Source organism: Citrobacter pasteurii, assembly GCF_019047765.1.
GTDB lineage: Bacteria > Pseudomonadota > Gammaproteobacteria > Enterobacterales > Enterobacteriaceae > Citrobacter > Citrobacter pasteurii.
Genome location: NZ_CP077262.1, coordinates 2931600 through 2958111, shown reverse-complemented (window position 1 = coordinate 2958111; position 26512 = coordinate 2931600). Strand labels below are relative to the sequence as shown.

Annotated in this window: 22 protein-coding genes and 1 pseudogene; 6 read left to right on the top strand and 17 right to left on the bottom strand. The window is 47.1% G+C overall.

Annotation, left to right across the window (positions count from 1 at the left end):
- Nucleotides 1-3 precede the first annotated feature (3 nt).
- Together I6L54_RS14430 and I6L54_RS14425 are read right to left on the bottom strand one after the other, a co-directional pair.
- Nucleotides 4-1293: an arsenic transporter gene (locus I6L54_RS14430; protein WP_005121238.1), complete on the bottom strand. Its 1290-nt coding sequence runs from the start codon at nt 1291-1293 to the stop codon at nt 4-6.
- A 43-nt stretch (nt 1294-1336) separates the two neighbouring features.
- Nucleotides 1337-1657: a transcriptional regulator gene (locus I6L54_RS14425; RefSeq protein ID WP_040233803.1), complete on the bottom strand. Its 321-nt coding sequence runs from the start codon at nt 1655-1657 to the stop codon at nt 1337-1339.
- A gap of 86 nt (nt 1658-1743) precedes the next feature.
- Here I6L54_RS14425 and I6L54_RS14420 point away from each other — a divergent pair.
- Both I6L54_RS14420 and I6L54_RS14415 read left to right on the top strand, forming a co-directional pair.
- Nucleotides 1744-2176 (top strand): annotated as a pseudogene (locus I6L54_RS14420) (NADPH-dependent FMN reductase).
- Between the two features lie 139 nt (nt 2177-2315).
- The gene (locus tag I6L54_RS14415; RefSeq protein WP_040233805.1) at nt 2316-2786 is read left to right on the top strand and encodes a GNAT family N-acetyltransferase; all 471 of its coding nucleotides are present in this window, start codon (nt 2316-2318) and stop codon (nt 2784-2786) included.
- 230 nt (nt 2787-3016) lie between these two features.
- Here the strand turns inward: I6L54_RS14415 and I6L54_RS14410 are convergent, their stop codons facing one another.
- From I6L54_RS14410 to crrC, 4 genes are all read right to left on the bottom strand, one after another.
- Nucleotides 3017-3553: a GNAT family N-acetyltransferase gene (locus I6L54_RS14410; protein ID WP_005121234.1), complete on the bottom strand. Its 537-nt coding sequence runs from the start codon at nt 3551-3553 to the stop codon at nt 3017-3019.
- A 74-nt stretch (nt 3554-3627) separates the two neighbouring features.
- Nucleotides 3628-6744: a multidrug efflux RND transporter permease subunit KexD gene (gene kexD / locus I6L54_RS14405; protein ID WP_040233806.1), complete on the bottom strand. Its 3117-nt coding sequence runs from the start codon at nt 6742-6744 to the stop codon at nt 3628-3630.
- A gap of 37 nt (nt 6745-6781) precedes the next feature.
- Nucleotides 6782-7693: an ABC transporter six-transmembrane domain-containing protein gene (locus tag I6L54_RS14400; RefSeq protein WP_040233809.1), complete on the bottom strand. Its 912-nt coding sequence runs from the start codon at nt 7691-7693 to the stop codon at nt 6782-6784.
- Nucleotides 7694-7898: 205 nt separating this feature from the next.
- A complete protein-coding gene (gene crrC / locus I6L54_RS14395; RefSeq protein WP_040233810.1) occupies nt 7899-8288 on the bottom strand; it encodes a colistin resistant protein CrrC in 390 nt (129 codons plus the stop codon).
- 281 nt (nt 8289-8569) lie between these two features.
- Between crrC and I6L54_RS14390 the strand changes: the two genes are divergently transcribed.
- The gene (locus tag I6L54_RS14390) at nt 8570-9274 is read left to right on the top strand and encodes a response regulator (RefSeq protein ID WP_040233812.1); all 705 of its coding nucleotides are present in this window, start codon (nt 8570-8572) and stop codon (nt 9272-9274) included.
- The gene (locus I6L54_RS14385) at nt 9271-10341 is read left to right on the top strand and encodes an ATP-binding protein (RefSeq protein ID WP_005121228.1); all 1071 of its coding nucleotides are present in this window, start codon (nt 9271-9273) and stop codon (nt 10339-10341) included. The genes I6L54_RS14390 and I6L54_RS14385 overlap by 4 nt, the downstream gene beginning before the upstream one ends.
- Here the strand turns inward: I6L54_RS14385 and I6L54_RS14380 are convergent.
- The 9 genes from I6L54_RS14380 to I6L54_RS14340 form a co-directional block, all read right to left on the bottom strand.
- Entirely contained in the window at nt 10338-11264 is a 927-nt protein-coding gene (locus I6L54_RS14380; protein WP_040233814.1) for an ATP-grasp fold amidoligase family protein, read from the bottom strand. The two genes, I6L54_RS14385 and I6L54_RS14380, sit on opposite strands and share 4 nt — an antisense overlap.
- Before the next feature lie 296 nt (nt 11265-11560).
- Entirely contained in the window at nt 11561-12055 is a 495-nt protein-coding gene (locus I6L54_RS14375; RefSeq protein ID WP_040233817.1) for a 2-thiouracil desulfurase family protein, read from the bottom strand.
- Between the two features lie 383 nt (nt 12056-12438).
- A complete protein-coding gene (locus tag I6L54_RS14370; protein WP_233614789.1) occupies nt 12439-13341 on the bottom strand; it encodes a GGDEF domain-containing protein in 903 nt (300 codons plus the stop codon).
- 1048 nt (nt 13342-14389) lie between these two features.
- Entirely contained in the window at nt 14390-15373 is a 984-nt protein-coding gene (locus I6L54_RS14365; RefSeq protein ID WP_005127203.1) for an alpha/beta hydrolase, read from the bottom strand.
- A 138-nt stretch (nt 15374-15511) separates the two neighbouring features.
- On the bottom strand, nt 15512-15994 hold the full coding sequence (locus I6L54_RS14360; RefSeq protein WP_005127202.1) for a glutathione peroxidase: 483 nt from the start codon (nt 15992-15994) through the stop codon (nt 15512-15514).
- A 118-nt stretch (nt 15995-16112) separates the two neighbouring features.
- Entirely contained in the window at nt 16113-16850 is a 738-nt protein-coding gene (locus I6L54_RS14355; RefSeq protein WP_040233821.1) for an SDR family oxidoreductase, read from the bottom strand.
- A gap of 328 nt (nt 16851-17178) precedes the next feature.
- Nucleotides 17179-18183, bottom strand: a complete 1005-nt coding sequence (trpS, locus tag I6L54_RS14350) for a tryptophan--tRNA ligase (protein WP_005127200.1) — start codon at nt 18181-18183, stop codon at nt 17179-17181.
- A 253-nt stretch (nt 18184-18436) separates the two neighbouring features.
- Nucleotides 18437-20221, bottom strand: a complete 1785-nt coding sequence (locus tag I6L54_RS14345; RefSeq protein WP_040233823.1) for a diguanylate cyclase — start codon at nt 20219-20221, stop codon at nt 18437-18439.
- A 116-nt stretch (nt 20222-20337) separates the two neighbouring features.
- Nucleotides 20338-21447, bottom strand: a complete 1110-nt coding sequence (locus I6L54_RS14340; RefSeq protein WP_040233824.1) for an AI-2E family transporter — start codon at nt 21445-21447, stop codon at nt 20338-20340.
- A 686-nt stretch (nt 21448-22133) separates the two neighbouring features.
- Between I6L54_RS14340 and I6L54_RS14335 the strand changes: the two genes are divergently transcribed.
- On the top strand, nt 22134-22832 hold the full coding sequence (locus I6L54_RS14335; RefSeq protein WP_005127196.1) for an RluA family pseudouridine synthase: 699 nt from the start codon (nt 22134-22136) through the stop codon (nt 22830-22832).
- Between the two features lie 19 nt (nt 22833-22851).
- On the opposite strand, the gene mdtK is transcribed toward I6L54_RS14335, so the two are convergent.
- A complete protein-coding gene (mdtK, locus tag I6L54_RS14330; RefSeq protein WP_005127195.1) occupies nt 22852-24225 on the bottom strand; it encodes a multidrug efflux MATE transporter MdtK in 1374 nt (457 codons plus the stop codon).
- Between the two features lie 217 nt (nt 24226-24442).
- On the opposite strand from mdtK, the gene I6L54_RS14325 reads away from it, so the two are divergent.
- Nucleotides 24443-25090 (top strand): riboflavin synthase, encoded by a 648-nt coding sequence (locus tag I6L54_RS14325; protein ID WP_040233825.1) that lies wholly within the window; start codon nt 24443-24445, stop codon nt 25088-25090.
- A 41-nt stretch (nt 25091-25131) separates the two neighbouring features.
- On the opposite strand, the gene cfa is transcribed toward I6L54_RS14325, so the two are convergent.
- A complete protein-coding gene (gene cfa / locus I6L54_RS14320) occupies nt 25132-26280 on the bottom strand; it encodes a cyclopropane fatty acyl phospholipid synthase (protein ID WP_005127193.1) in 1149 nt (382 codons plus the stop codon).
- Nucleotides 26281-26512 lie beyond the last annotated feature (232 nt).

Here is a 26512-nt window from a genome sequence, read left to right as displayed (position 1 = left end):
TCATTACAAAGTGACAGAGAGCCGCCACGCCAGCGCGGCCAGAGTGACGAAAAGCACGGGCAGAGTCATGATTATTCCCGTGCGGAAGTAATAACCCCAGGTGATGGTCATGTTTTTCTGTGCCAACACATGAAGCCACAGCAGGGTTGCCAGACTGCCTATTGGGGTGATTTTAGGACCTAAATCGCAGCCAATCACATTGGCATAAATCATCGCCTCTCTGACGATGCCGGTCGCGGCACTTCCGTCAATGGACAATGCACCAATTAGCACCGTCGGCATATTGTTCATCACAGACGACAGGAAGGCTGTCAGGAAGCCGGTACCAAACGTGGCAACCCATAAACCTTTGTCTGCCAGCATATTGAGTACGGCAGAAAGATACTCAGTGAGTCCTGCATTACGCAGGCCATAAACGACCAGATACATACCCAGCGAGAAAATCACAATCTGCCAGGGTGCCCCGCGCAGTACTTTCCCGGTATTAATGGCATGGCCACGCTTTGCTACCACGAAGAGCACCGTAGCCCCAACGGCTGCTATCGCGCTAACAGGGATCCCCAGCGGCTCCAGAACAAAGAAACCGACCAGCAGAAACAGCAAAACAATCCAGCCCGCCCTGAACGTCGCAGGATCTTTAATCACACTGGCAGGTATTTTTAGCAGTGAAACGTCATATCTGGCTGGAATATCGCGGCGGAAAAAGAGGTGAAGCATGACCAGCGTGGCCGCTATGGCTGCAAGGTTCACAGGAACCATCACGGAGGCGTACTGTGTAAAGCCCAGACCAAAGAAATCCGCCGAGACAATATTGACCAGGTTGGAAACAATCAGCGGCAGGCTGGCGGTATCAGCGATGAATCCTGCAGCCATGACAAAGGCCAGGGTCGTCGCCTGGCTGAACCCCAGTGCGAGCAGCATCGCAATCACAATCGGCGTTAATATCAGTGCTGCACCGTCATTAGCAAACAGTGCAGCAACAGCAGCGCCAAGCAGCACTATCCAGGTAAACAGCAGGCGACCACGCCCGTTACCCCATCGGGAAACGTGCAGCGCGGCCCATTCAAAGAAACCAGACTCATCGAGCAGCAGGCTGATGATGATCACCGCAATGAATGCCGCTGTTGCGTTCCAGACGATATTCCAGACTACAGGGATATCATGAATGTGGATAACCCCCGTTCCCAGCGCCAGTACGGCTCCGATACTTGCGCTCCAGCCAATGCTGAGTCCTCTGGGCTGCCAGATGACGAGGATCAGCGTCAGTATAAATATACTCCCTGCCAAAATCATTTCAGGTTCCTTTATATATGTTTATATGTATATGATAAATTTTTCAGCATGATGTGCAGGCTGATTTTGACAGCCATTTACCTACATCGTCTCTCAGACACTGCCAGGTCGTCGTGATCGTCTCAGCCGCCCATGCTGGCATGTGGGGGGACAGGCGGTAGTGAATCCATTTGCCTTCCCGGCGGTCAAGCACCAGCTCTGCTTCACGCAGAATGGCCATGTGGCGAGAGATCTTGGGCTGTGATTCAGTGGTAGCCGCGCATATATCACATACGCACAGTTCGCCAGACTCCCGGAGAAGCATGACAATGGCGAGGCGGGTTTCATCCGACAGGATTTTAAAAAGCTTAACAGGCTGTAGCATTATTCACTCCGTTCCCTTTAGAATATACATATGGTAAATCATATGTATTTATTTTGAAATAACCAGAGTATTCTGGGGGAGAAATAATGGAACACTTTCCTGCACTGAACGCTGATTGCTTCGATAAGCAGATTTCTGAACGCCTGTAGATCCAGGAACCGCCACGCATTCTGATTCTGTATGGCTCGGTAAGAGAGCGTTCTTACAGCCGTTTTGCAGCAGAAGAAGTGGGTCGCTTACTGACGGCGATGGGAGCGGAGGTCAGGCTGTTTAACCCCTCAGGTTTACCCCTGCCGGATCCCCAATCAATCATCAATTGCCAAAGCCTGGCAGGAATTCGATGAAAACGGGCGGATGAAACCTTCGTCCTGGTATGATCGTATCGTCGATGTCACCGAGGAGTTGTTTAAAATCACGCTGCTGCTCAAGGGGCAAACCGGTTATCTTGCCGATCGCTACAGTGAACGAAAAGAGAGCCATCAGGAGCTTTCATCCCGCGTCAATCAGGAAAGAATATAGCGACCTTTGTTGCTGAACTCAGAAATGTCCGCCCCTGATATGAAGCGAGTGCATGATGAACGCTGTGAGCGAGGTGCAGAAGCCCTGTCTCACTCCAAAAATGGTATTGTTCTATCAGCCACGCTCATAACGAGGTTTTATGAAAATCAGAAGGTTCAAAAATGGAGATGAAAATTCGTTATTTAGCGTATTTTTATCTTCTGTACATACCCTCGCATCCCACTACTACACACATGAACAAATAGATGCCTGGGCCCCATCAGATATCGACCCGGATCACTGGACCAATCGCATGAGGGCACTACGTCCCTTTGTTGTTGAAGTGGGTAGTGAAATAGCTGGATATGCGGATGTTCAGCCCAATGGGTACATTGACCATTTCTATGTCTCGGGAGCCTACCCGAGACAGGGAGTAGGGACGCTACTGATGGACCGCATTCATGAAGAAGCCAGAGAATGTGGTATGGGTGAACTTACTTCAAATGTCAGTAAGGCTGCGGAAGCGTTCTTTCTACGACACGGCTTTCATGTCGTAGAACGAGGTTTCCCTGTGTGTCGTGGCGTGACACTACAAAATGCACTGATGCGGAAATATTTGGCGAAACAATAGAACACTGACTGAAGACCGTCGAACTGATTATGTGAGTATCGTACCAGACCCTGACAATCACACTTCACCGCGAATATTGCCAGACTGCTCATGTAAACATCCCGTATAACCCTGCCATGTGATTTTAGATATCTTGACTGAATGTGTCGTAATGTTCGCAACATCCGCTTATGGCACAGGGCTGCTGTTGCTGTCCTGATAACCTTAGATTTCAATCGATTCAGAGGTCTCTAACTTGTCCATTCTTTATGCAGTAACGCATAGATGCATGTGTCGTCATACCTTGCCTTACCATCCTCGTCCTCAAAGGAGACAAACTCTTTTAAACACCCTTCATGTCGCATATGCAAACGTTCACAGAGTTTTTGAGAGGCCAGATTGTAAACTTCTACCCAGGCATACAAACGCCTGGCATCTTTTACTTTAAATAAATAATCAAACAGTGCAGCAACTGACTCGCTCGCATATCCCTGACGTTCATAACGTTGATTAAAATGCCAGCCCACTGACCAGGTATTGCTGTCTGGCTCGTTGCTATTGTCTGCAAAAAGATGGCCGATCAACTCATCAGTTTCTTTTAAACAAACGGCAAACTGTCCTGGTTCACCGGCCCGCTTAGTCACTTCTGCCTCCGCCTCGGCTATCGAATGTAGTTTTTCCTCATTAAAGCAGGGTACACGTGGTGTAGAGAGATAATCAAAAAGTGCTGCTGCATCTTTTTCCTTAAAAGACCGAATAATTAATCTTTGGGTGAAAATGATGTTCATAGTGTCCTTAACTGTTGAATACCAGCCAGTCAAGCGTTAAGTAAGCTTGTAGCTGGCTGGGCGTATAATTGTTATTAGCCGTTCCGGCTATTATCCTTGCGGCCTTTTCGCAATTCAGTAATTCGGGTAATCACCACGAAAAATACCGGAACGAAGAAAATTGCCAGTAACGTTCCGCTAATCATCCCGCCGAATACACCAGTACCAATCGCATGCTGCGTGCTGTCGCTGGCTCCACTGGCGAGCATCAGCGGAACAACGCCTAATGTGAAAGCCAGAGACGTCATCAGTATTGGCCGTAAGCGTTGTTTTGCTGCCGTCAATGTTGCATCAATAAGACTCTTTCCTTCTTTCATTAATTGTCTTGCGAACTCGATAATCAGAATCGCATTCTTGGCGGAAAGTCCAATCAGGGTTATCAGGCCCACTTTGAAAAAGACGTCATTCGTCATATTCGCAACGGATACGGCCAGCACGGCACCGAGCAGTCCCAAAGGAACAACGAGCATGACCGCGAAGGGAACGGACCAGCTTTCGTACAGAGCAGCCAGCACCATGAATACCACCAGTACCGAGAGCACAATAAGACCTGGAAGCTGTGATGCGGACTCCTTTTCCTGTAACGAACTTCCCGCCCACTCACCGGCGAACCCTGGTGGTAAGTGCTCAGCCAGCTTGTCTATTGCCGCCATTGCAGTACCCGACGATTTTCCCTGTGCGGCACTCCCGGTTATGCGTATGGCAGGATATCCCTGATAGCGTATCAGTTGCTGTGGTGCAACATTCCACGAAAGCGTCACAAAAGTGGATAACGGAAGCATCTGTCCCAAACGATTTTTGACAGACAAAGCCAAAAGTTGTTCTGGTTGCATTCGGTAGGGCGCATCCGCCTGGACGATAACCTGTTGAACCCGGCCATTATTGGTATAGTCATTAACATAATTGGAACCTGCTGCAACGGAAATTGTTTGATTTATCTCATCAAACGACACACCCATGGCCTCCGCTTTTTCCCTGTCGATATGCAGGGCAAGGCTTGTTCCCTCACCAAGCCCATCAATATAGACATCGGAAAGGTGAGAATTATTATTTGCCTGCATAATAAGCTTATCGGCCGCCTGCTTGAGTGCCTGATAGCCTTTCCCGCCTCTGTCCTGCAAATAGTAAGTGAACCCGGATGATGTTCCCATATCAGAAATGGCCGGAGGCAGCAGGCTCATCGTTACGGCGTCCGGCACGTTTGCCATTTGGGCCTGAATATAGTCGGCTTCCTCTTGCGCCGTGGTTCCTTTGCGTTGCCTCCAGTCCTTGAGGGTGGTGAATGCCATGGCCGAGTTCTGGCCTGAGCCAGAAAAACCGAATCCCAGAATCATAATGTTACTTTCTACCGCCTGCCGGTGGGCGATTTCCTCTTCAAATGTATCGACGACCTTAAGCGTCCGCTGCATCGTGGCATCAGAGGGAAGCTGGATTGAGGACATAAAATAGCCCTGATCTTCATCGGGTAAAAATGATGAAGGTAAGGAAGACAGACCGGCAAACAATGTCAAACATAATGCAGCGTAGATCATCATCACACGGCCAGTACGCTTCAGAAAACAGCCCAGAGCAGTGGTGTAAAACGAAGTCAGACGATAAAAGTGAGCGTTAAACCACGCTGAAAATGCGCTGCTTTTACCCTGATGTCTATCATGCGGCTTGAGCAGGGTTGCACAAAGCGCAGGGGTTAACGTCAGCGCCAGGAATGCCGACAGTAAAATGGATATCGCCATCGAAATGCTGAATTGTTGATAAATAATACCCACGGATCCGCTGGCAAAGGCCATAGGGATAAATACCGCAGTGAGTACTAGCGTAATGCCAATGATGGCCGGCGTAATTTCCCGCATCGCTTCTCGTGTCGCTTCCAGCGGAGACATTTTTTGGTCTTCCATCAGTCGTTCGACGTTCTCTACCACAACAATTGCATCGTCAACAATAATCCCGATGGCCAGCACCATTCCAAACATGGTTAAAATATTGATGGAATAACCGCTTAATAGCATGACGGTAAAGGTGCCGAGTAGCGCCACAGGTGCCACAATCGCTGGAATAAGCGTGCAGCGTATTTTGTGAAGGAAAAGCAGCATAACGAAAAAGACCAGAACCATAGCTTCAACAAATGTCTCAACCACCTTCAATATCGATAGCTTTACGAACGGAGCCGTATCGAAAGGCACGGTGAATGCCATTCCCTCGGGAAGTACACCGGACAATTCTGTTAAGCGCGCGCGGATACCCGACGCGGTACTAATCGCATTTGCACCAGGAGAAAGCTGAATAGCTGCCGCCGTTGCGGGGACGCCATTTTCACGGATTCCAAATGCGTAACTTTGTAACCCGGATTCCACGCGGGCGACGTCTGCCAGCGTCAGCCGGGCGGCGGAGACCTGTGATTTAATCGTGATATTGCGAAATTCTTCAACCGAAGAGAGTTGTCCTTTTACCGTTATAGGATAAGTCACACTTTGCCTGCTAGTCGCAGGTTCATCTCCGGTTCTGCCCGGTGAAACAATCACGTTTTGTTGACTGATGGCACTTAATACATCCGTAACAGAGAGCCCATAGCTGTGTAATTTCATCGGGTCCAACCATATGCGGAGCGCCTTTTCTCCGCCAAAAAGCTGGACTTTACCTACACCAGGTACACGCCGAAGTTCATCAGTAACATTCCTGGCAAAATAATCGCTTAAGTCAGCTTCCTGATATTCTCCGTTTTGAGATTTTAATCCCACCATCATTAAAAATCCGGAATTAGCTGCCTCAACATTGATCCCATTCTGTCTTACCGGCTGCGGCAAGCGAGATTCCACAATCTTAATTTGGTTTTGCAGATCCATCTGGGCGAGTTTGATATCGGTTCCAGGTTTGAAGGTTACGGTAATTGACGCCATCCCCGTCGTGTCGCTGGAGGATTCGAAATAGAGTAAATTGTCAACACTCGCAATTTCACGCTCGATTAAAGACACGACGGACGTGTTCATTACGTCCGGACTCGCGCCAGGGTAACTGACTGAAATGATAATACTCGGTGGAGCAACGGCAGGATATTGCGCAATCGGTAAATGAGGAATAGACAATATTCCTGTCAGGACAATAAACAGCGCGATAACCCATGCAAAAATGGGGCGATCAATAAAAAAATGCGGCATCAGATGTACTTCCAGTCAACGTACGAATGGTCAAAAATCAACATGTATTACCTGATAAAGAGGCCTCATCGTCTGTTGAGACTCGCTTACCGATCTCCCTGAGCTGGGAGAATTTTTCCAGGAGATGTGGGGCGTCATCCAAGCTGGTTGAAAACATCCACATATACGTCATGACGGAATAAATATGTCCGGCATTAATTCCCGATTTCAGGCTCATCCTGATAATGGCCATGGAAAAGAGAGCAGAAACCAGAATGCCTATGGATAAATATCCCCATGCCTCTCTGTCGGATAGCACCACACGCAGGCGGGCAAGCGTGTCATAGTGTCTTTTCAGAGCTCCAAATGATGCCTTATGAACATAATCGACCTCTTTTTCGAGGCGATTATTAAGACGCTGATATAATGTCTCGTTTTTATGGGCATAGTCGGAGACGAAGCACATCAGTATTGCCACGATGATCAAACAAATTATTCCTGTCCAGAATTCAATCCATAACAGCATTATTGCTGCTCCGAAAAGGGATATGATCGAGGTGATCAATACAGGCAGGTGCATCTCGAAGAAATCCACGAATTCTCGTGATAGCGATACTCTCGCAGCAATAGTCGAGTGATTAAGTGAATATTTTCGCTGGGCTAATACTACAGTCACAGCAATACTGGCGTAGATACGTGCAAACGTTCGCGTATCTACACTACGTCTGGCGACCCCCATGCACCACATGAACAGAACCATCAGACCATAAAGGACCGCACGTGACATCTGACCTGCCAGGATGGCATTTATCGCCATGCCCGCCAAAACGGGGTAGAGCAGGAATGCAACGTTTTCAGCAATAACCAGCATGAAAGTAATGCACAATTTCTTTCTGTGCCGCCAGGCGAGTCTCTTAAGCGAGATAGCAACCCCGGGAGCCGTAGGTTTGTTGGTGCCTTTATAAATCATGATAAATGTGTCTTAAGCATTGGAGTGAAAAAATATTCTGCCGTTGGTTTATTATTTCAGTTAAGTAACACCAGACGGCATAATAGAGCCGTCATATAAGACATGCGCTAAGTGTAACGTCATGATGTCAATCGTGAATGGATGTTTTATGGAGGATATGTGTACTCACTCCTGAAGATGTGCATTATGCTGACAAGGCATAAGATCAAATCATTCTTATACATAAACACACAGGTAGTCCGCAAAAGAAAACCAATAAAAAGCATTCATAATAAAAAATAAAATCATAAATGTCTGGCAAAGTATTTAAAAGAAGATGTAATGCAGTGATGGTAAATATAAATAGCAAAATCAGATCTAATGTTACTGCAATAAGGTTTTTTAAAACCCCTGGTTTTTTCTGAATAATAAATGATAATGCAGAAATGATTATCAAAACACGAATCAGTAAGGATGAAGGTATAGTTGATTCTACTTTTTCATTGATTGCACGCACAAAATAAAGCCAGGGAGATAATAACCCACATGTAACCATTAAAAATAAAAATGAGGCCATCAAATTCTCACGTCGGAAAATAAATTTAGTCAGCGTCATAGCGTTCCTTACACAACAGTACATGTTGCATGTAACTTTCAACCTGGTCGTATATTATCGCTTAACGATGTTGATTAATTATTTATGGAAAGTGTAGTGAATATGGAGGAAGTGGCCGGTTAAGTTCATAAAAATTTTGTGATGAACTTTTTCAAAAAGTATCTGTCAAACCGAACTAATCTGAAGCTAAGGTTTATAATTGAGTAAAAATCATTATGCATGACAATATAAGAGCCTTTTAGGGTAAAATGCATATTGTCATCAGTACTGTGGAAGAAAATATGAAAAGCAACAATCTGATTATCGTAGCAGAAGACGATGATGACATCTCCGCCATACTGACAGGCTATTTAAATAAGGCTGGCATGAAAACCTTAAGAGCCGAAGATGGTGAGCAGGCAATCAACCTTACCCGTCTAAACAGGCCTGATCTCCTGTTGTTGGACATCAACCTGCCCGTGTACGATGGCTGGAATGTTCTGACAACGTTAAGAAAGGAAACCAACGTACCGGTCATTATGGTTACAGCACTGGATCAAGACGTTGATAAACTGATGGGCTTGCGGCTCGGGGCTGATGACTATGTGATAAAACCCTTTAATCCCTCTGAGGTTGTCGCCAGAGTTGAAGCCGTACTTCGCAGAACAAGATCGGTTGCAGAGCCTACACATTCGCGGCCCTTAAGAACACCTTTTCTTACAATTTATCCTGATGAATTTTACGTTGAAATCGCGGTCCAGGGTGGGGTTTCCTCGCCGGTATTAACTACCACTGAATTTAAGCTTCTAACCTATTTGGCCAGAAATCCAAGGAAAGTATGTTCACGTGATGAGTTACTCGATGCGTGTTTGCCTGAGGGGGATTCGCTCGATCGCACCGTAGACAGTCATATGAGCAAACTCCGGAAAAAGCTTGAACATGCCGGACTTAAAGGTATTCCTGAAAGTATCAGAGGAATAGGCTACCGCTTGGGCGACAAAAAATGAACAAAGAAACAATTCTGAGCCGCCAGATATTGACATATATGCTGTCGTTAACATTCGTTATTATTGCAATTGCTGTCCTGGGCTCCTACTTATTTTATAGTTTCTTGATTGACTACCTCCCGGGAGGGATAAACGCTGGAGATGAAGATGATATGACCTTTCTTGACTGGATATGGATCTTGATCGCTTCATTGACCAGTCTGCTTGTTTCACTATTTTTTACCGTAAAACTATCTGCAAGAATATTAAATCCCCTGAATGATGTGGCATACAGCCTTAAACAAATCTCTCAAGGAAACCTTAGTGCAAGAGCGATTAGCAGCGGTTCTCAGTTGGGGGAAATGAATAAACTCGTTGATGATTTTAATGAAATGGCGGAGAAGTTACAGACGCTGGATGTTCAGCGGAATTTATGGAATGCTGCTATCGCGCATGAACTCCGAACACCAGTTACTATTTTGCGGGGCAGGCTTCAGGGGCTGGTTGATGGCGTATTTGAACCAGAACCGCCGCTCTTTAGAAATCTCCTAAAACAAACTGAAGGTCTGACTAACTTAATCGAGGATCTTCGTGTTGTGAGCTCCTCAGGAGGGGCCGAATATTCCTTGATGCTCAGCGAAGTCGATCTCGCGGCAACGATCTCCAGTGCACTTGATACTTTTTTGCCTGATTTCGAAAAGAATGGCTTCAACATTGTTACTGAGCTTAGCTGTCAGCGTTGCATCTGCGATCCATTACGCATTATTCAGTGCCTCACCGTTCTTTTTGACAATGCCTTAAAGTATTCCACCTCTCAAACACTTTTAGTGAAGAATGGTATTATGGGGAATGATAATTTTATCCTCATTCAGGACAAAGGACCTGGAATTCCTGAAGAACTCCAGAAGTCCTTATTCCAGCCTTTCCAGCGAGGAGAATATGCTAAAAATATTAACCCCGAGGGTTGTGGTTTAGGATTGTCGGTAGTAAAAGCCATTATGCGCGCCCACGGCGGAGACGTTAGCTACAGTGTAACTCAAGAAAATGGCTCGCTTTTCAAACTGTCATGGCCTACTTCAGGACATTAATAAACAGGCTCAAATGAGCCTTTTTTAGCAAGAGACAGATCCCACATACTGCCGAGTTTAGCGTCCCAAATTTCTGGGGTGATTTTAAGTTTGCCTCTATTGGGACTTAATGTTATTTCGCTGAAATAGATATCTTCTCCTTTAAGCATAAGATCGACACGGCAATAGTCTATTTCTTTTGCTAGCTCCTGGGCAGCAATAACGGATTTATGAAATGATTCGGGTTCATCTACTGGCGTTGGAGTATTTGGGTACTCCATCTGAAAGGGTTGTAAATTCCATGCTCTGTCATAGACATTAATGAATCCGTACCCATTGCTGTCAGTAAAGTCAGCCTCAATAAAACATGGTATACCGTGAAAGCAGTGTATCCTTAACATTTCAGGAGTAACGTTCCTGTTTCGATTGGAAAACAGATCCAGGTACATTTCGCAGAGAATAACAGGATATATGTTTTTATACTGCCATTCTCTAGTTGTATAATACATATTCTTTTTAAGTGATAATTTTAATTTTTTTATAGCCTTAGTGGAATCAAACGCCGATTTTTCTGTACAGATAACGGCGCTACCGCTGTCATGATTGCATTTCAAAACAAATTTAGGAGGTAGTTTATCGAAGTCGATATCTTCAACGCGACGATAAACACCAATCAATGGAACAAGCTTAACTAAACTTGTGCTTCTATTCACATATTCCCTGACAGCAAGTTTATCAGCCAATGTTGTAAAAAATGGATTGTGTTCGAATATGAGACGATGACAAATCTTCTCATTAAGCGTTAATGGATTAAGTAGGTCTGGATAGCGCCCTGAAAGTTTATGAAGTCTTTTCGCATGAAATGAAATATCTTTGGTGAAAATTGTTCTGCATTTTTTGAGTAAATACTCAATGTGTTTAATGTGGTAATTTATTTTACTCATAACTCCTCCATTCAGTTCGGTAATTCTGACAGAGGATTATTGATTTATATTTAGCAAATTATGGAGAGTATATGGACCGATATGCTTCTTTATTAACAGAAATTAATCAGGGACATTGCCCGCTCCTGGCACGAAGCGGGCCGCCTGAAGCGCCGCAAGATCTGCTATGAGCGAGGAGCGGAAGTTCGTAATTATTACCATAATAGACGAGTCAATAATATTATCCTCTCATACCTAAACGGAGACGGGTGAGTCTTGCGGATCTGACTTCTGTTCGTATCTCAATAAAAAAGGTCTCAGCGTTCCTTCTCTTCAATCCAGGCAATCAGCTCGGCGAGCCTCTTTTCAGAAAACACGGCTATACCATGTTCGGTGAGTAGCGATGCGGCGATTCCCATTCCTGACTTACGCTGGCCGCTGAATGAACCGTCATAAATGAATTGGCTACCGCATGTTGGACTTCCGTCGGTCAGCAGCGCAGCGGTACAACCTGACTCCTGAGCGGTACGTAACGCCAACCAGGCGGCAAGCTGATAGTGCTCAGTTACATCTTGTCCAGTAATTTCAAGTATTCTGGCCTGAGCCTGCACTGCGTCCTTACCCTCAGCAGAAACAATCTCAGCAGGAGGGCGTGGAATTGGCAAGCCGGCGGCCAGCTCAGGGCAGTGGATCACGAGACGCTGCTCTTTATGCCAGCGCTGCAACTGATTGGTCATTTGCGCTTTCTCGCTTCCGTCATAGCGCACTTTGAACCCCACAAGACAAGCACTCACCAGTATTTTATTTATCATCGTTATCGTATATTATGGGGGCTGGATGCCTAGATTATAACACCTCGCTTTTTATATAGACATGCCTAATGCAGTACCAGCGGGCAGTGGACTTTACAATAGTTGGTTGCGCAATGATTTAATTATCGTTAAATTAGTATGAATTTCAATTAATAGATGTCCGAATGATATTTTTCGATAAATAGCATCGAGGCATGAAAAAAGCAGCGTCAAGCAATGTGGGATAGGTATGTATGACGGTAATCCAGTTCATTCAGAGAGTGAACGTAAGTCTTTCCTGATACCCCAATCCGCTGGCTGTTGATCGTTTAAGTTACTTTGAAACTAAACTAGAATCACTTAATTAATAAAGCAGGATCAACTCTTCAATTATTTTTTTTGGGTTAATTATGAGAGCGCTGAGCGTATATGATGCAATCTCTTCCAGCTCTTTTGGCTCGATAAAGTGCATCATCAGCCGCAGTAATGACTTCAGAAGAAGAGTCCTTTTTCTGTTTGATTGCCACTCCAATGCTTAGAGTGATACTAATACTGCCTTTGTCCTCATCTGAAACCGATGTTTTTATCTTTCTAATGAAGTCCTCAGCATTAGTATCGTCGAAAATTACAATTGCAAATTCTTCGCCACCAGACCTGGAAATAAAAACCTTATCGTTTATATAATGGCTTAGCGTCAATCCTATGTTTCTCAATACATTATCCCCGGCCCCATGACCATATATATCATTGATACTTTTAAAATGGTCAATGTCTGCAATGCATATCATTCCCGCCCTGTTTTCTATCTCTCTGAGTTTAACGTTCAGATGCCGTCTATTTGGTAATCCTGTCAATTCATCTGTTAATGAAAGGTGAACCGCAGATTTATAATTATGATTGGCGTATGATATGAATTTATTAAACGAATAAATAATCATAAGCATGGCTGGGGCGTATAGAAGAGCTGCTATTACAGATGCTATATCTCTCTCTATCAAATTAAGACCTCCAGCCATAGAAGCCAGAGATGAATTCAAAAGCAAAAACAAACTAATTCTTAAAGTTAGTAAATGCCTCTCTCTAGAGTGGATGTTAAACGACTTCCTAATAAACCATGCGGTTACTATTATAGTACAAGTATTTATAAAGAAATAAAAGTTTAGCTTTGATATGTCACCCATGGCCAACGAGAGAGCAATAATTAGCGTAACCATAAAACCGGTATAAATGATTACCATCCGGTAAAGAAGACCTTTTGGGGATTCAACCTCATGAATTAGTTTGTCGTGTATCTTAAAGCTCATCATGCAATCCTGATTTAGTTCATGGGGTGATAGTACCACGTAATCATTCATGATGGTGATGGTTTATGCTGTTCAGGTTGCAGGCTCAGTTGCTGTAAGTGAAGAGACTAGTTGTATAAAAGCGCGACGTGATTAGCAGATTTTTTCTAATTTCTACAAATTCCACATATAAATCATCAAATTCTAGCGAATACTGAACGATAGCTGTTAGATGACTAAGTTGCAGTGTAAACAATTCCTTCCAATAATGTATAAGTCTTCATCACATGAACAAATTCACTACCTATAGGCTATTGAATGTCATTACCTCTAAAAGAGATAAAAATCATTTGACCTAATAACGGCAATAGTATTCATATAAAGATATTGCACTGTTTTTATTGAGTTACTAAGGCTAAAATTTAGCATTAAACGCTTTTAGTTAGGATATTATTCTAAATTCTCTCCAAAGTCCGCTGTTGGCGCTCAGGAAATATTCAAACCATCATGTTTGGCGCGAATCAGCATCATTCTGGGCTGTCATGTCATTCCGTCCAGTCGAATCAGGCTGTGGCAGGCTATCTCAGTAAAAACTGAATCAGCTGAACAAAGATATACACTGCCGCAGTCATGTGTATTGCCCGTCCTCCCCACCTAAGATATCGCCATTCATGACGTTCTCTAGCGTCGGCTTCTTCAATGGCGGGGTCAGAATGCTTTATTTTCTTTGTCCTGAATTCATTCATTACCCACAAAACAAGAATAACGGTAATGACGGTTTTCTGAAGTATGAGATAATCCACAAAGAGTGACTCCCACCTGCTCACTGATGCAAGCAGAATAGATGAACGATCTCCACGTAGCAACCAATTAATTTAGGGGTCTTATTCATTTTAGCCCTTGCTGGACGTTGAGGTGATTCTGTCTATCGCAGTTTCATCGAATGCTGATACGCGGTCGGTAGTGCGAAATATCTGACAGGTTGCTGTGAGCGAACAGGAGATGAATGCTTAAAGCCTTCTGAACTCTATAAAAGTAAGTTTTTTGGCAGACACCAGGACCAGAGCAGTTGTTACTTCTCTGGAAAATGTGAGTTGTGGATAAGGAAATGTTCAATCGAATCGACTAAACCGGGAGCTAATGGTAGCGCTGGTTCAGCGTATGAAGAGATATTCGCCTTGCGATCGTCCGAAGTAACCTCTTTCATAACATGGTTCATATTGGGTAGTAGAACCAGGGATGCTTGAGGATTCGCGGCCTTAAGCATTCTTGCATCCGTTTCTTCCACCTGGAGATCTCGTTGCCCTTGTAGCACTAACACGGGTTTGGAAATGGTCGAAATGAGATGACTTGGATTATATGAAAACGCATTGATCAAAAATCCCTGAACCGAAGGATTAAAGAGATTTTGTAGTGCTGGATGAATATTCGTTGTATCCACCCTCCGGCGATGCTCCAGAGCATCAATTATCGGCAGCGCTTCATTTAATAACAACGCGTTTGCCGGATTAGCTTTAAGTTGTCCCCTTAACACCTCGCCCATCGGCCTCCCGGGCATTGCGATAAGAACCACACCGCATACATCCTGTTCTTGAGCCGCGGCAAGTGCGACTACGCCTCCTTCGCTGTGTCCTAAAACCCAAACACAGGAAGTTTGCATTTCACGTTTAAGTACTTTTAGCCAGGAACGAACGTCGTCAACATAGTCAGCAATCGTCACCGCATTGGCATCTTCCACGGCCATTACGCTAGCGAACATTCCACGTTTATCGATACGAAGTGTTGCAAAGCCTTTCGCAACAAGGGCTTCAGCAAGAAGTCGGTAAGGTGATGCATTCACACCAAGCGGGTTGTTTCCATCCCGATCAGTCGGGCCGGAGCCTGGAACGATAAGAACAATGGCAGTTGGTTTTGAACTTGGAGTGAGCAACGTACCTTTTAAAGGACCCTTTGGGCCAGTGGCATCCAGGGTGGTTTCGGAAAAAGTCACCGGTGCTGCGGCCAAACTCACAAATGGACAAGCGCTCAAAAGTGCAATGGAGGTTGTAATGTTCATCGATGATTTTCCGGTAAAACTCAGAGTATCTGTCGATTTATATTATAAACATGACCTGCTCTCAATTGATTAATTCATCAGTGGCATTAGCAACATCCGCTTCTGGCACCAGGCAGACAATTCAAATGACAAAAATACCTAGATTTCAAGTGCAGCCAGGATGACAGTTTCCATTTTCTCCGGGGTAGTGAACGGCGCAAAACGCTTTAGCGGCTTGCCATCGCGTCCGATCAGGAATTTTGTGAAATTCCATTTTATCCGCCCCCCCAGCATGCCGGGCAACTCGTTTTTTAGATAACGGAATACCGGATGCGTAGCGGCGCCGTTAACCTCCACTTTTTCAAACATCGGGAAGCTTACACCGTAGTTGATGTGGCAGGTCTGCGCGATTTCGTCGGCGTCGCCGGGTTCCTGCCTACCGAACTGGTTGCAGGGGAAACCAAGCACTACCAGTCCGCGAGCTGCGTACTTTTTGTATAGCACTTCCAGACCTGCATATTGTGGCGTGAAGCCACAATGGCTCGCGGTATTTACCACCAGAACCAGCTTTCCAGCATAGTCAGCCATAGGGATACGCTGGCCGTCCAGGCTGGTGGCTGTTAGTTGATAAAAGGTGGTCATAGCGAACTCCTCAGAGCAGGACCTGTCAGACATCGGCATAGCCATACAGCACGGTGCTGCTGGGGCAAGTGAGAAGCGGAGGTGAGTCCGCTCGGTTTAGTGCTGTCAGATTCAGTACCTAATGCTCCAAATCTTCGCGAGTGGGTCCTTGAAAGTAAAGGGTACTAATATGGCAACTCCGCGGTTGAGTCAGCACAAAACGAATTGTTTCCCAGACAGAACGTCCATTCATTAGATGCTCTCCCATTCTGGATTGAGTGTCGACAAGAGGATCTAACCCGGTCAATTCAAAATCCGGTGGGTATAACCCGGTTACCCGGATATTTTCTTTGGATAACTGTTTCGACAGTTTAGTTGTAAAACCACTCATCCCGTGTTTACTGGCAAAAAAAGCGGGATGGGCAATTGAATCCGTAAAATTCGGAATGCCGCATACAGATATAATCGAAACGATGTCAGCACTGTCTGAGCGCCTTAATCCTGGAAGCAATGCCTGTGTTAGTAGAATTGAACCTGTCAGGCCTGAGCTGACGGTATTGTAGATTTCTGAGTCCGGTTGTTCGTCTAAGGTCCCTGACAACCACTGAGCAGCATTGAGGAGTAGAATGTCGATGGACCTGTCTATATCTAAGAGTTGTGAAGCAAACTGAGAAATAGATTCAGGCTGGGTTAAATCACACAGATACCCTTTGGCAACACCACCTTCAGCGGCGATGATGCTGCAGGTTTTGTGAATATCCTCAACCCGCCGGGCAGAAAAATCCACGTTGACGCCTTCTCGAGCCAACCAAACGCACAACGCCTGACCAAATCCTCCGCCGCCGCCGGTGATAACGGCTCTTTTACCTTTCAACATAACGATGCTTCCCTTTCGTGGTGAGTTTGTGTCGCTGGATATATAGCATGGTGATACGGGGTCACATCTTCCCGTTAGTGCCATTTACGGCGGGATAAAAATAGCGGTTTGCATGCGTGAAGGGGGCTCATCCTGGTCGTTGCTTTCAACCTTGTCCCGCGAATGGTGCCAGGTGTCGGGTATCTAAATGGCTGGATCCGATATTTACAATCAGTTGGATCGCACTTAATCACAGCGTCATGTTCCACGTGATGCGGGTACAATGCGGCGCAAAACAGAGTCATCCCTCCCGGTGATTATTCTCCGCCGGGAGGGACACCAATCCAGATTAAAATACCGACAATCCCAATCCTTGTTTTACTTCTCTTAGTGTTTGCTGCGTGATGTCGTAGGCCTGCGCGCTGCCTTTTTTAAGCATCGCCATCAGCATACCTTTATCCTGAATATAGGTTGCCCGACGCTCACGCATGGGCGCGATGAGTTCTTGCAGGCACATTTCCAGCTCATTTTTGCATGCCCGATCACCCAATCCTCCTTGCTGATAATGCGCTTTCATTTCTGCGACTTTGGCTTTATCCGGGTGAAAAGCATCCAGGTAGCTGAACACGACATTACCCTCAATTTGCCCCGGATCGGACACTTTTAGGTGGTTAGGATCAGTGTACATTGCGCTGACGGCGCGATGGATAGTCTCTTCACTTGCTGACAGGAGCAGCGTATTACCGAGTGATTTCGACATCTTGGCGTTGCCGTCAATACCAGGAAGACGACTGGTTTCGCTTAACATAGCTTTACAGTGATGCAGAACGGGGGTCGGTAACAGGCTATTCATCTTGTGCACGATTTCATTAGTCTGTTCGATCATCGGCAGCTGATCGTCGCCGACGGGAACCAGACTGGCTTTGAATGCCGTAATATCTGCTGCCTGGCTGATGGGGTAAACCAGGAAACCGACCGGCAGCGAACGGGCGAAACCTTTTTGCGCAATTTCATTTTTGACCGTTGGGTTACGCTCGACGCGAGCCACGGTAACGATATTCATATACAGCGCGGTGAGTTCGGCAAGGGCAGGTAGTGCCGATTGTAAACAAAGGGTGGTGAGTGAGGGATCAATACCTGCAGCGAGATAATCGGCCAACACTTCGGGTATGTTATTTTGGATCTTTTGTGGATTGCTGCCGTTATCGGTCAGACCTTGCAGGTCTGCTACCAGAACAAACTGCTGATAATCGTGTTGCAGTATCGCGCGTTGGCGCAGGGAACCTACATAGTGGCCAAGATGCAGTGGCCCAGTAGGGCGGTCGCCGGTTAGGATGATGGATTTGTTGTTCATAGAAGACTCCTTAAGCATAAAACCGAAAGGGGTCTCAAAATGCAAATAACCGCCTTTCGGCGGTTATTTAAAAATGGATAAACACATTCTGACCGCCTTTAAGAAGGCAGCCACCAACGTTTGTGGTTAAAACCGTTGCAATCGTGTTTTATATTCATCAGTTCAACATATCACTACCAGGAGTAGAGGTAAAGTAATGCTCTGCCCACCCGGAGGGGTCAGGAAGTACCCGTCTGGGTTTACGCACCGCTTGTCAGCTCGCTTCCAGCATCCCAAAGCTCACTATGCGGGAACGCCCCAGCTCTTTTGCGCGATACAGCGCGACATCCGCGGCACGTAACAGGTTATCGCTCTGGGCGTGCTGCGGGTAGCTGGCAACACCAATAGACACATCAACGTGACCGATATCAGAGACGCCAAAGCTGAGCGTCAACTCGCGTACGCCGTTGTAAATGTCCGTCGCGAAGCGATTGGCCGCCTCTTCATCCATACCGGCAAGCAGAACCAGAAACTCTTCACCACCGTAGCGGAAGGCCATTCCGTGGTCGTGAACAACGCGCTGAATAATTGCTGCGATACTTTTTATCACCCCATCACCTGCCTCATGACCAAAACGGTCGTTGATGCTTTTGAAGTGATCGATATCGATCATCAGGCAACTGATCGGTTCCTGGTTGTGGACAGCCTGACTCATCTGGGTGCGCAGAGTGTCTTCAAGGTGATGGCGATTGCGCAGACCTGTCAGTGGATCATAAAGCGCTTTTTCCAGTAGTGCATCGCGCAGACGTTGGTTAGCTAATGCCAGTCCAAGTGCCTCGGCCATCAGCTCCAGATAAGCACGGGAAGGGGCAGAATTGTCGCTGAGATTCTGGAATGAGAGCAGGCCGATGGCTTCCCCCTGGGCGATCAACGGTACGCACAGGGTATGATCCTGACACGACTCAGGCAGGTGGTAGCAGGCGATATCCGGCTCACCTTGCACGGGAGGATGACTTTGCCCACGGCGCACTGCCCAGCAGTCATCCGGATGGAAAGGGTCAGTTTTGCCTTGCGGCGAAAGCCACTCGGCGGCACAGCGCATGTGCCAGGCTTCCCGATCAAGAATGTAGAGCCGTCCGGCAACGCCAGGGGCAATGTTCGGGGCAAAAAGCTGCGCAACATTGATTACATCGGCAAAGTTTTCGCAGCCCTGTAAACGCTGGGTCATACGCGCCAACAGTTCACGGATTGCCCAGTCGGCATCCCGCTCTTTCTCCAGCCGCTGCCGCGCCAGGCCGTTCTCACGAAAAATACGAATGGCTTGCGCCATATCGCCAATCTCATCAATCTGATTAAAGTTAGGCGTTTCTACGGCATAATCCTGCGATGCGAGACGATGAACCACGTCGCTCAGACGCACAACCGGACGCAATACGCGGCGTTTCAAAATAAAGCCGAGGACAAACAAAAACAGCAGTGCGGTTAAACCGACCATAACTTCGGAGAGCGTACGCAGTATGCGGGAGGTCCTGGTGGCATCGTCAATGCTGTTACGTACACGGTTATCGAGCAACTGCCGGAAATGATCTATCCGCACCTGCGCCCGTTCCAGTTCCTGTTCGTAGGCTTTGCCGTAGAGCAGGGTGATTGCCTGTGACGTTTCTCCGCGGGCCATACTGGCGAGCGCGGTTGCTTGCTCTTCCTGCAGCGCATCGACAATTTGTAATCCTTCATGCAGCAGCGCCAGCTCTTCACCTGTTGCGCCGAAGTCCTTTAATTTTGTTAACCGCTGCTCAACCGCTTTTAGCGACGACGCCTTCTGGCGATAGGCATTCAGTGCATCTGGATCTTTGGCGATCACGTACTCGCGAGCTAAATCGGACAGTGACCAGGCATCGAGCTCCACCTCTTCGGTTAGCTGATCAAATTTATATCGCTGCTCTACCACCTGACGTTCAGTATTGTCTGCTCCGGATGCCATCAGCATAACAACGCCGGAGGCAATGGTCAGGCATACCGTCGCACTGTAAGCCCAGTTGGTGATTGTGGCTATTCGCACTTTTTCGTTCCTTCTGCGACGATTAATGAATAAGCATGATTGAAATTATAGGAAACGTATGATTTTGCGTGAAAACAAAAGGCGACCCGCGGCCGCCCTTTGTTATCGTCATGCCATCATAAATCTGGAGGGTTTTTTCCTTCTTCCATGAAGGCTTCATCGATACCTTCTACGTTGCCCTCATGGTCACGTCCGGAGAACAGATTCCAGCTCGCCAAAAACAGTGCAGCGATCAGTGGGCCAATCACAAAGCCGTTGATACCGTAAATCTCCATCCCGCCGAGGGTGGTAATCAATATCAGGTAGTCCGGCATTTTGGTGTCTTTTCCTACCAGTAGCGGACGCAGAATATTGTCCACCAGTCCGACAATAATGACGAAGAATCCGACAATAAACAGTCCTTGCCACAGTTGGTGGGTGGCAAAGAGGAAAATAGCCGCAGGGACCCAGACTATCGCCGAGCCAACTGCAGGCACCAGCGAGAGGAATGCCATTAGCGCGCCCCACAAGATGCTACCGTCGATGTCGACAATGGCGAAAGCAATGCCGCCCAGCGTGCCCTGTACAACAGCGACAACCGCCGTGCCTTTGACAGTCGCCCGCGTGACACCCACGAATTTGGCAAACAAGTGCTGCTTGGCAAAATCAGACAGCGGTAAGGAGTCCAGAATCTGACGCACCAGATACGGTCCATCCTTCAACAGGAAAAACAGCAGGTACAGCATGATGCCAAAGCTGATGGCGAAACCGAAGGTTCCTTTACCAATCAGGAAAGCACTGCCTGCGAGGTACTGTCCGCCCTGGAGCGCAATGTCGGAGAGTTTTTTCTGGATCTGCGCGACATTATCCAGATTGTGTTCTGCGAGGAACCCTCTGGCCCAGTCAGGAAGATACGAAAGAATAGAACTGACCACTTCCGGAAACTGCGTATCGTTTTGCTGCAACTTGGTGTAAACCACATTCAGTTCGATTGCCAACGACGACAGGATCACCATCAGAGGAATAAAGACAATCAAACAGATAATACCTATAGTGATTAACGATGCCAGACCGTTACGTTCGCCAAGCGCACTGCGCAGTTTGTTTTTTACCGGATTAAAGATAGTCGTCAGAATTGCGGCCCACAAGATTGCGGAGAAGTAGGGGGACAACACGTCGAAAAACGCCCAGGTCACGAGGGCAAGAATGAAAATGAAGAAACCTTTGGTCAGTCCGTTAAATCGCATTAGTGAATCCTGTAACTGAGAAACAGTCTCGACTATAGAACTGTTCAGCAGAATTACCAACTGTGGATGTTGATTCCGGCTTAACGCCGCCTTGATGATCAAACAGTGAACTCAGAACAAAAAATTGCCCCGTGTTGGAAAGATCCAATGCCAGTATGTATAGTACAAAAACGGCTGCTGCATAACGCTATAGGAATGCTTGCCAGAATGCCCTATCTTTGAAGTAATGAGTTTCTTATTTATATTTAAAATACGGCATGCTGATGTTAATGATAATGACAGATAACACAGTCGAGCCATTAAAACCTTCAGTGTAGAGTGCGCAGGGTGAAGTAATGCCGAATAAGCATATAAGCCCCAATACTAGCTGTTTTATTGCAGACATGACGATGGCCGAAGAAAACTGGATGGTTAATGATAATTATTTGTTCAAGATATACAAATGGGAAATATGTGTATTAATGTACACGTTGACCTGAGTCTCACAATTCATATCGGGTATTTAATAGCGGTTCTGCAAAAAAATAGCATGGCATTTATCATATGTTCAACATTATCTCATCGAAAGCAGACAATTTCGAATACCACTGTATTGGGTTAATTATCGTCCATCATGCAGCGAGTTGATTCGCCAGCCAGTTGAAAATTCGTTATGATCCACCCCCACTTTTTAGTCTGGTTGTCTGATGTCTACGATTCTCGATACCTTTGTTGCTCCGCCGTGCCATGACGAAATAGAAATCCTTTACCAGGATGAACATCTGCTGCTTATCAATAAACCCAGTGGGTTGCTGAGTCTGTCGGGGAAAAATCCGCAAAATCTTGATTCGGTGCACTATCGTCTGGTACAGACATACCCGGGCTGTACGCTGGCGCATCGGCTTGATTTTGGTACTTCGGGTCTGATGGTCGTTGCACGCAATAAAGCAATCAATGCTGCGCTCTGTCAGCAGTTCAGCCAGCGCTCGGTGACTAAGGTGTACAGCGCATTGTTATGTGGACACCTGAAACAGGATGACGGTGTGATTGATGCTGCCATTGTCAAAGATCCAGCACTGTTTCCGTTGATGTCGATTAGTGCCAATAGCGGTAAACCTGCGCGTTCCCGTTTTCGGGTGATTGAGCGCTTCAATCAGCTACTGAAGGACGGAAGGTCACTGCCCCTGACGCGGGTGCAACTGATGCCGGAGACCGGACGAACCCATCAGCTACGTCTTCACTGTCAGCATTTGGGTCATCCGATCTGGGGCTGTGATCTTTATGGTGGACGCGAGTGGCCAGGCACGGAGCAGACGTCACGGCTGATGTTACACGCCAGCGAACTGCGGCTGGTACATCCCATCAGCAAAGAACAAATCAACGTCTGCCATGCCAGCCCATTTTAACTCGGCGGCTATTACGGTGTTATCGTGCTGCACGTTGCAGAATGACGGCTGACGGCTGGCGTTGCAGAAAACGCATCCGCAGCATCATCAGCACCGCGGCAGAGGTCAGGCCAATAATAAAGCCCATCCAGAAGCCCGCTGGCCCCATGCGGTCGACGACCAGATCGGTGAGCGCAAGAATATATCCACTTGGCAACCCCAGCACCCAGTACGCTGTGAAGGTGATAAAGAAAATGGAACGCGTATCTTTATAACCACGCAGGATCCCGCTGCCAATAACCTGAATTGAGTCCGAAATCTGGTACACGGCAGCCAGTAACATCAGTTGTGCAGCCAGTGTGACAACTTCAGGATTATTGTTGTAGAGCAGGGCGATGTGCTCGCGCAATGTGACGGTGAAAATGGCGGTCATCATCGCCATACATACGCCGACACCTAAGCCAGTTCTGGCAGCGGTCTGAGCATCCAACGTTGATCCCTGACCCAGGCGGTATCCCACACGAATGGTGACGGCAGCCGCTAAAGACATCGGCAAGACAAACATTAATGAGCTGAAGTTCAGCGCGATCTGGTGTCCGGCCACGTCGACAATCCCCAGCGGGGAGACCAACAGCGCCACCACGGCAAACAGCGTGACTTCAAAAAATAATGCCAGCGCAATGGGCAAACCCAGCTGTACCAGGCGTTTCATCACCGCGATGTCAGGTTTCTGGAAGCCACGCTCATTACGGATATCACGCATTGATCGGGCGCGTTTTACGTAAGAAAGCATGGCGGCAAACATCACCCAATACACCGCTGCCGTTGCCACACCGCAGCCTACACCGCCCAGTTCTGGCATGCCCAAATGGCCATAGATGAAAACATAGTTAACCGGAATGTTCACCAGCAGGCCGAGAAAACCCATTACCATTGCCGGTTTGGTCTTGGCCAGGCCTTCGCACTGGTTACGGGCAACCTGGAAGAACAAATATCCGGGCGCACCCCATAGCAGCGCGCGCAGATAGCCAACGGCTTTGTCGGCCAGTGCAGGATCAATGTTATGCATAGAGCGGATAATGTATCCCGCATTCCAAAGCACAATCATAATCAGAACGGATACGATCCCCGCCAGCCAGAAACCCTGACGTATTTGGTGAGCAATGCGATCGCGGCGCCCGGAACCGTTAAGTTGCGCAATTACTGGCGTCAGCGCCAGCAACAGCCCGTGACCAAACAGAATTGCGGGTAGCCAGATGGACGTACCAATCGCAACGGCTGCCATGTCCGTCGCGCTATATCCGCCGGCCATCACGGTATCGACGAATCCCATTGCGGTTTGAGCGATTTGCGCAAGAATCACCGGAATTGCCAGAGCTAATAACTGACGCGCTTCACTTACATACTTTTGCACGTGTACACCACTATATTGTTGTTATTTGAGAGACTAAAAAAGCCGCCTTATATGGCAGCAAGGAGAAAATGCAGGGGAAATTTCAGTCTATTGTAGCGAGGAATCTGTATTTCTCCAGTGAAAAAATAGGCGGGAGTGGCGCATTGCTGGCAACCTGATTTTCCACCTGCTATTGTGCACAGCAGAGATGTCTTAATTGAGTTCAGGAGTTACAGGTATGTTTACGGGTATTGTGCAGGGCACCGCGAAACTGGTGTCGATTGATGAAAAACCAAATTTTCGCACGCATGTAGTGGAGTTACCTGAATACATGTTGGATGGGCTGGAGACCGGCGCATCGGTGGCACACAACGGCTGTTGTCTGACGGTGACCGAAATTAACGGTAACCAGATAAGCTTCGATCTGATGAAAGAGACGCTGCGAATCACCAATTTGGGTGACCTGAAAGTCGGGGAGCTGGTCAACGTTGAACGTGCGGCAAAATTCAGCGATGAGATCGGCGGACATCTGATGTCAGGCCATATTATGACTACCGCTGAAGTATCCAAAATCCTGACCTCTGAAAATAATCGTCAGTTATGGTTTAAAGTTCAGGATCCGTCGCTGATGAAATATATCCTGTACAAAGGCTTTATCGGTATTGACGGTATTAGCCTGACGGTAGGCGAAGTCACACCGACACGCTTTTGCGTGCATTTGATCCCGGAAACCCTGGAACGTACGACGCTTGGCAAGAAAAAACTGGGGGCGCGAGTCAATATCGAAATCGACCCGCAAACACAGGCCGTTGTTGATACGGTTGAACGTGTATTGGCCGCACGTGAAAGCGCTATGAGTAATGTTACTGGCGAAGCGGGCATTTAAATCGGAATAAAAAGCCCCCGGTAGTTCGGGGGCGATGCTGTCTAACGGGGAACACGGAGCCCGTGTTCAACGCCACGAGAGAACACAACCTGCCACAGCTGGATGTCGCGCGCGCGAAATGCGCCAGCACAGGCATTCAGGTAATAACTGAACATCCGTTTAAAGCGTTCACTATAGTTGTCGGCAATTTCTGGCCAGGTGGTCATGAAACGCTCATGCCAGGCCATCAGGGTGGTATCGTAATCCGCACCAAAGTTATGCCAGTCTTCCATCACGAAATGTGGCTCGCTGGCGTTGGCAATCTGACGAACTGACGGTAAACAGCCGTTCGGGAAGATGTATTTATTGATCCACGGATCAACATTATTGTCGGTTTTTTTAGAGCCGATGGTATGTAGCAAAAAAAGACCGTCTTGCTTTAAATTACGGTCAACAACGTCAAAATAGGTGTTGTAATTTTTCGGTCCCACATGCTCAAACATACCGACGGAAACGATACGGTCAAACCGGTCATTGAGGTCACGGTAGTCCTGCAGCAAAATCGTGACATCCAGCCCTTCACAGCGCGTCTGCGCCATTTTTTGCTGTTCTGCCGAGATAGTCACGCCAGTCACGCTCACCCCGTATTGTGACGCCATGAACTGGGACAAGCCTCCCCAGCCGCAGCCAATATCGAGTACGCGCATACCTGGTTTCAATTGCAATTTCTCGGCAATCATTTTTAACTTCGCCTGCTGGGCAGATTCCAGGGTATCGGCATCTTTCCAGTAGGCGCAGGAATATTGCATGTAGGGATCAAGCATGCGGGTAAAGAGATCGTTGCCAAGATCGTAGTGTTCCTTGCCAACGACCCAGGCACGTTTTTTGGTTTGTAAATTAAACAGACGGGCCGTTGCGATACGTAGCGTATCTCTGAAGTGGCGGGGGAGTTGGCTTTCAAGACCTGCACGCAGGACTTTGTTAAAAAACATATCCAGCCGATCGCATTCCCACCAGCCGTCCATATAACTTTCACCTAAACCCAACGATCCTTCCTGTAACACGCGTCTGAAAAAGTCGGGGTTTTTAACGCGAATATCTGCCGGTGCCGGGCCATTAATGGTAATGCCTGCACGGCTCAATAACTCATTGGTGATTCGGTACCAGTCATCATCCGGTACGCTGACGTCTTCTATACATGATGAACTCATAGCTTCTCCATCACTGGTCGGTGATCAGAACCTTAAAACAGCGTAGACGCTTTTTTGGGCTTTGTGAGAAATCTCACGGATTTAATCCGCGAATCTATAATCCGACGTAGAACAGAGGAAGGGAGAAACCCTTGCCGAAAAGGCCATCCATGGAAAAACGGGAACCTGCTTGTTCCCGTTACTCTATAAATCTTATCGTTTTATTAACAACCAAAAATTAGTATAGGCCTGA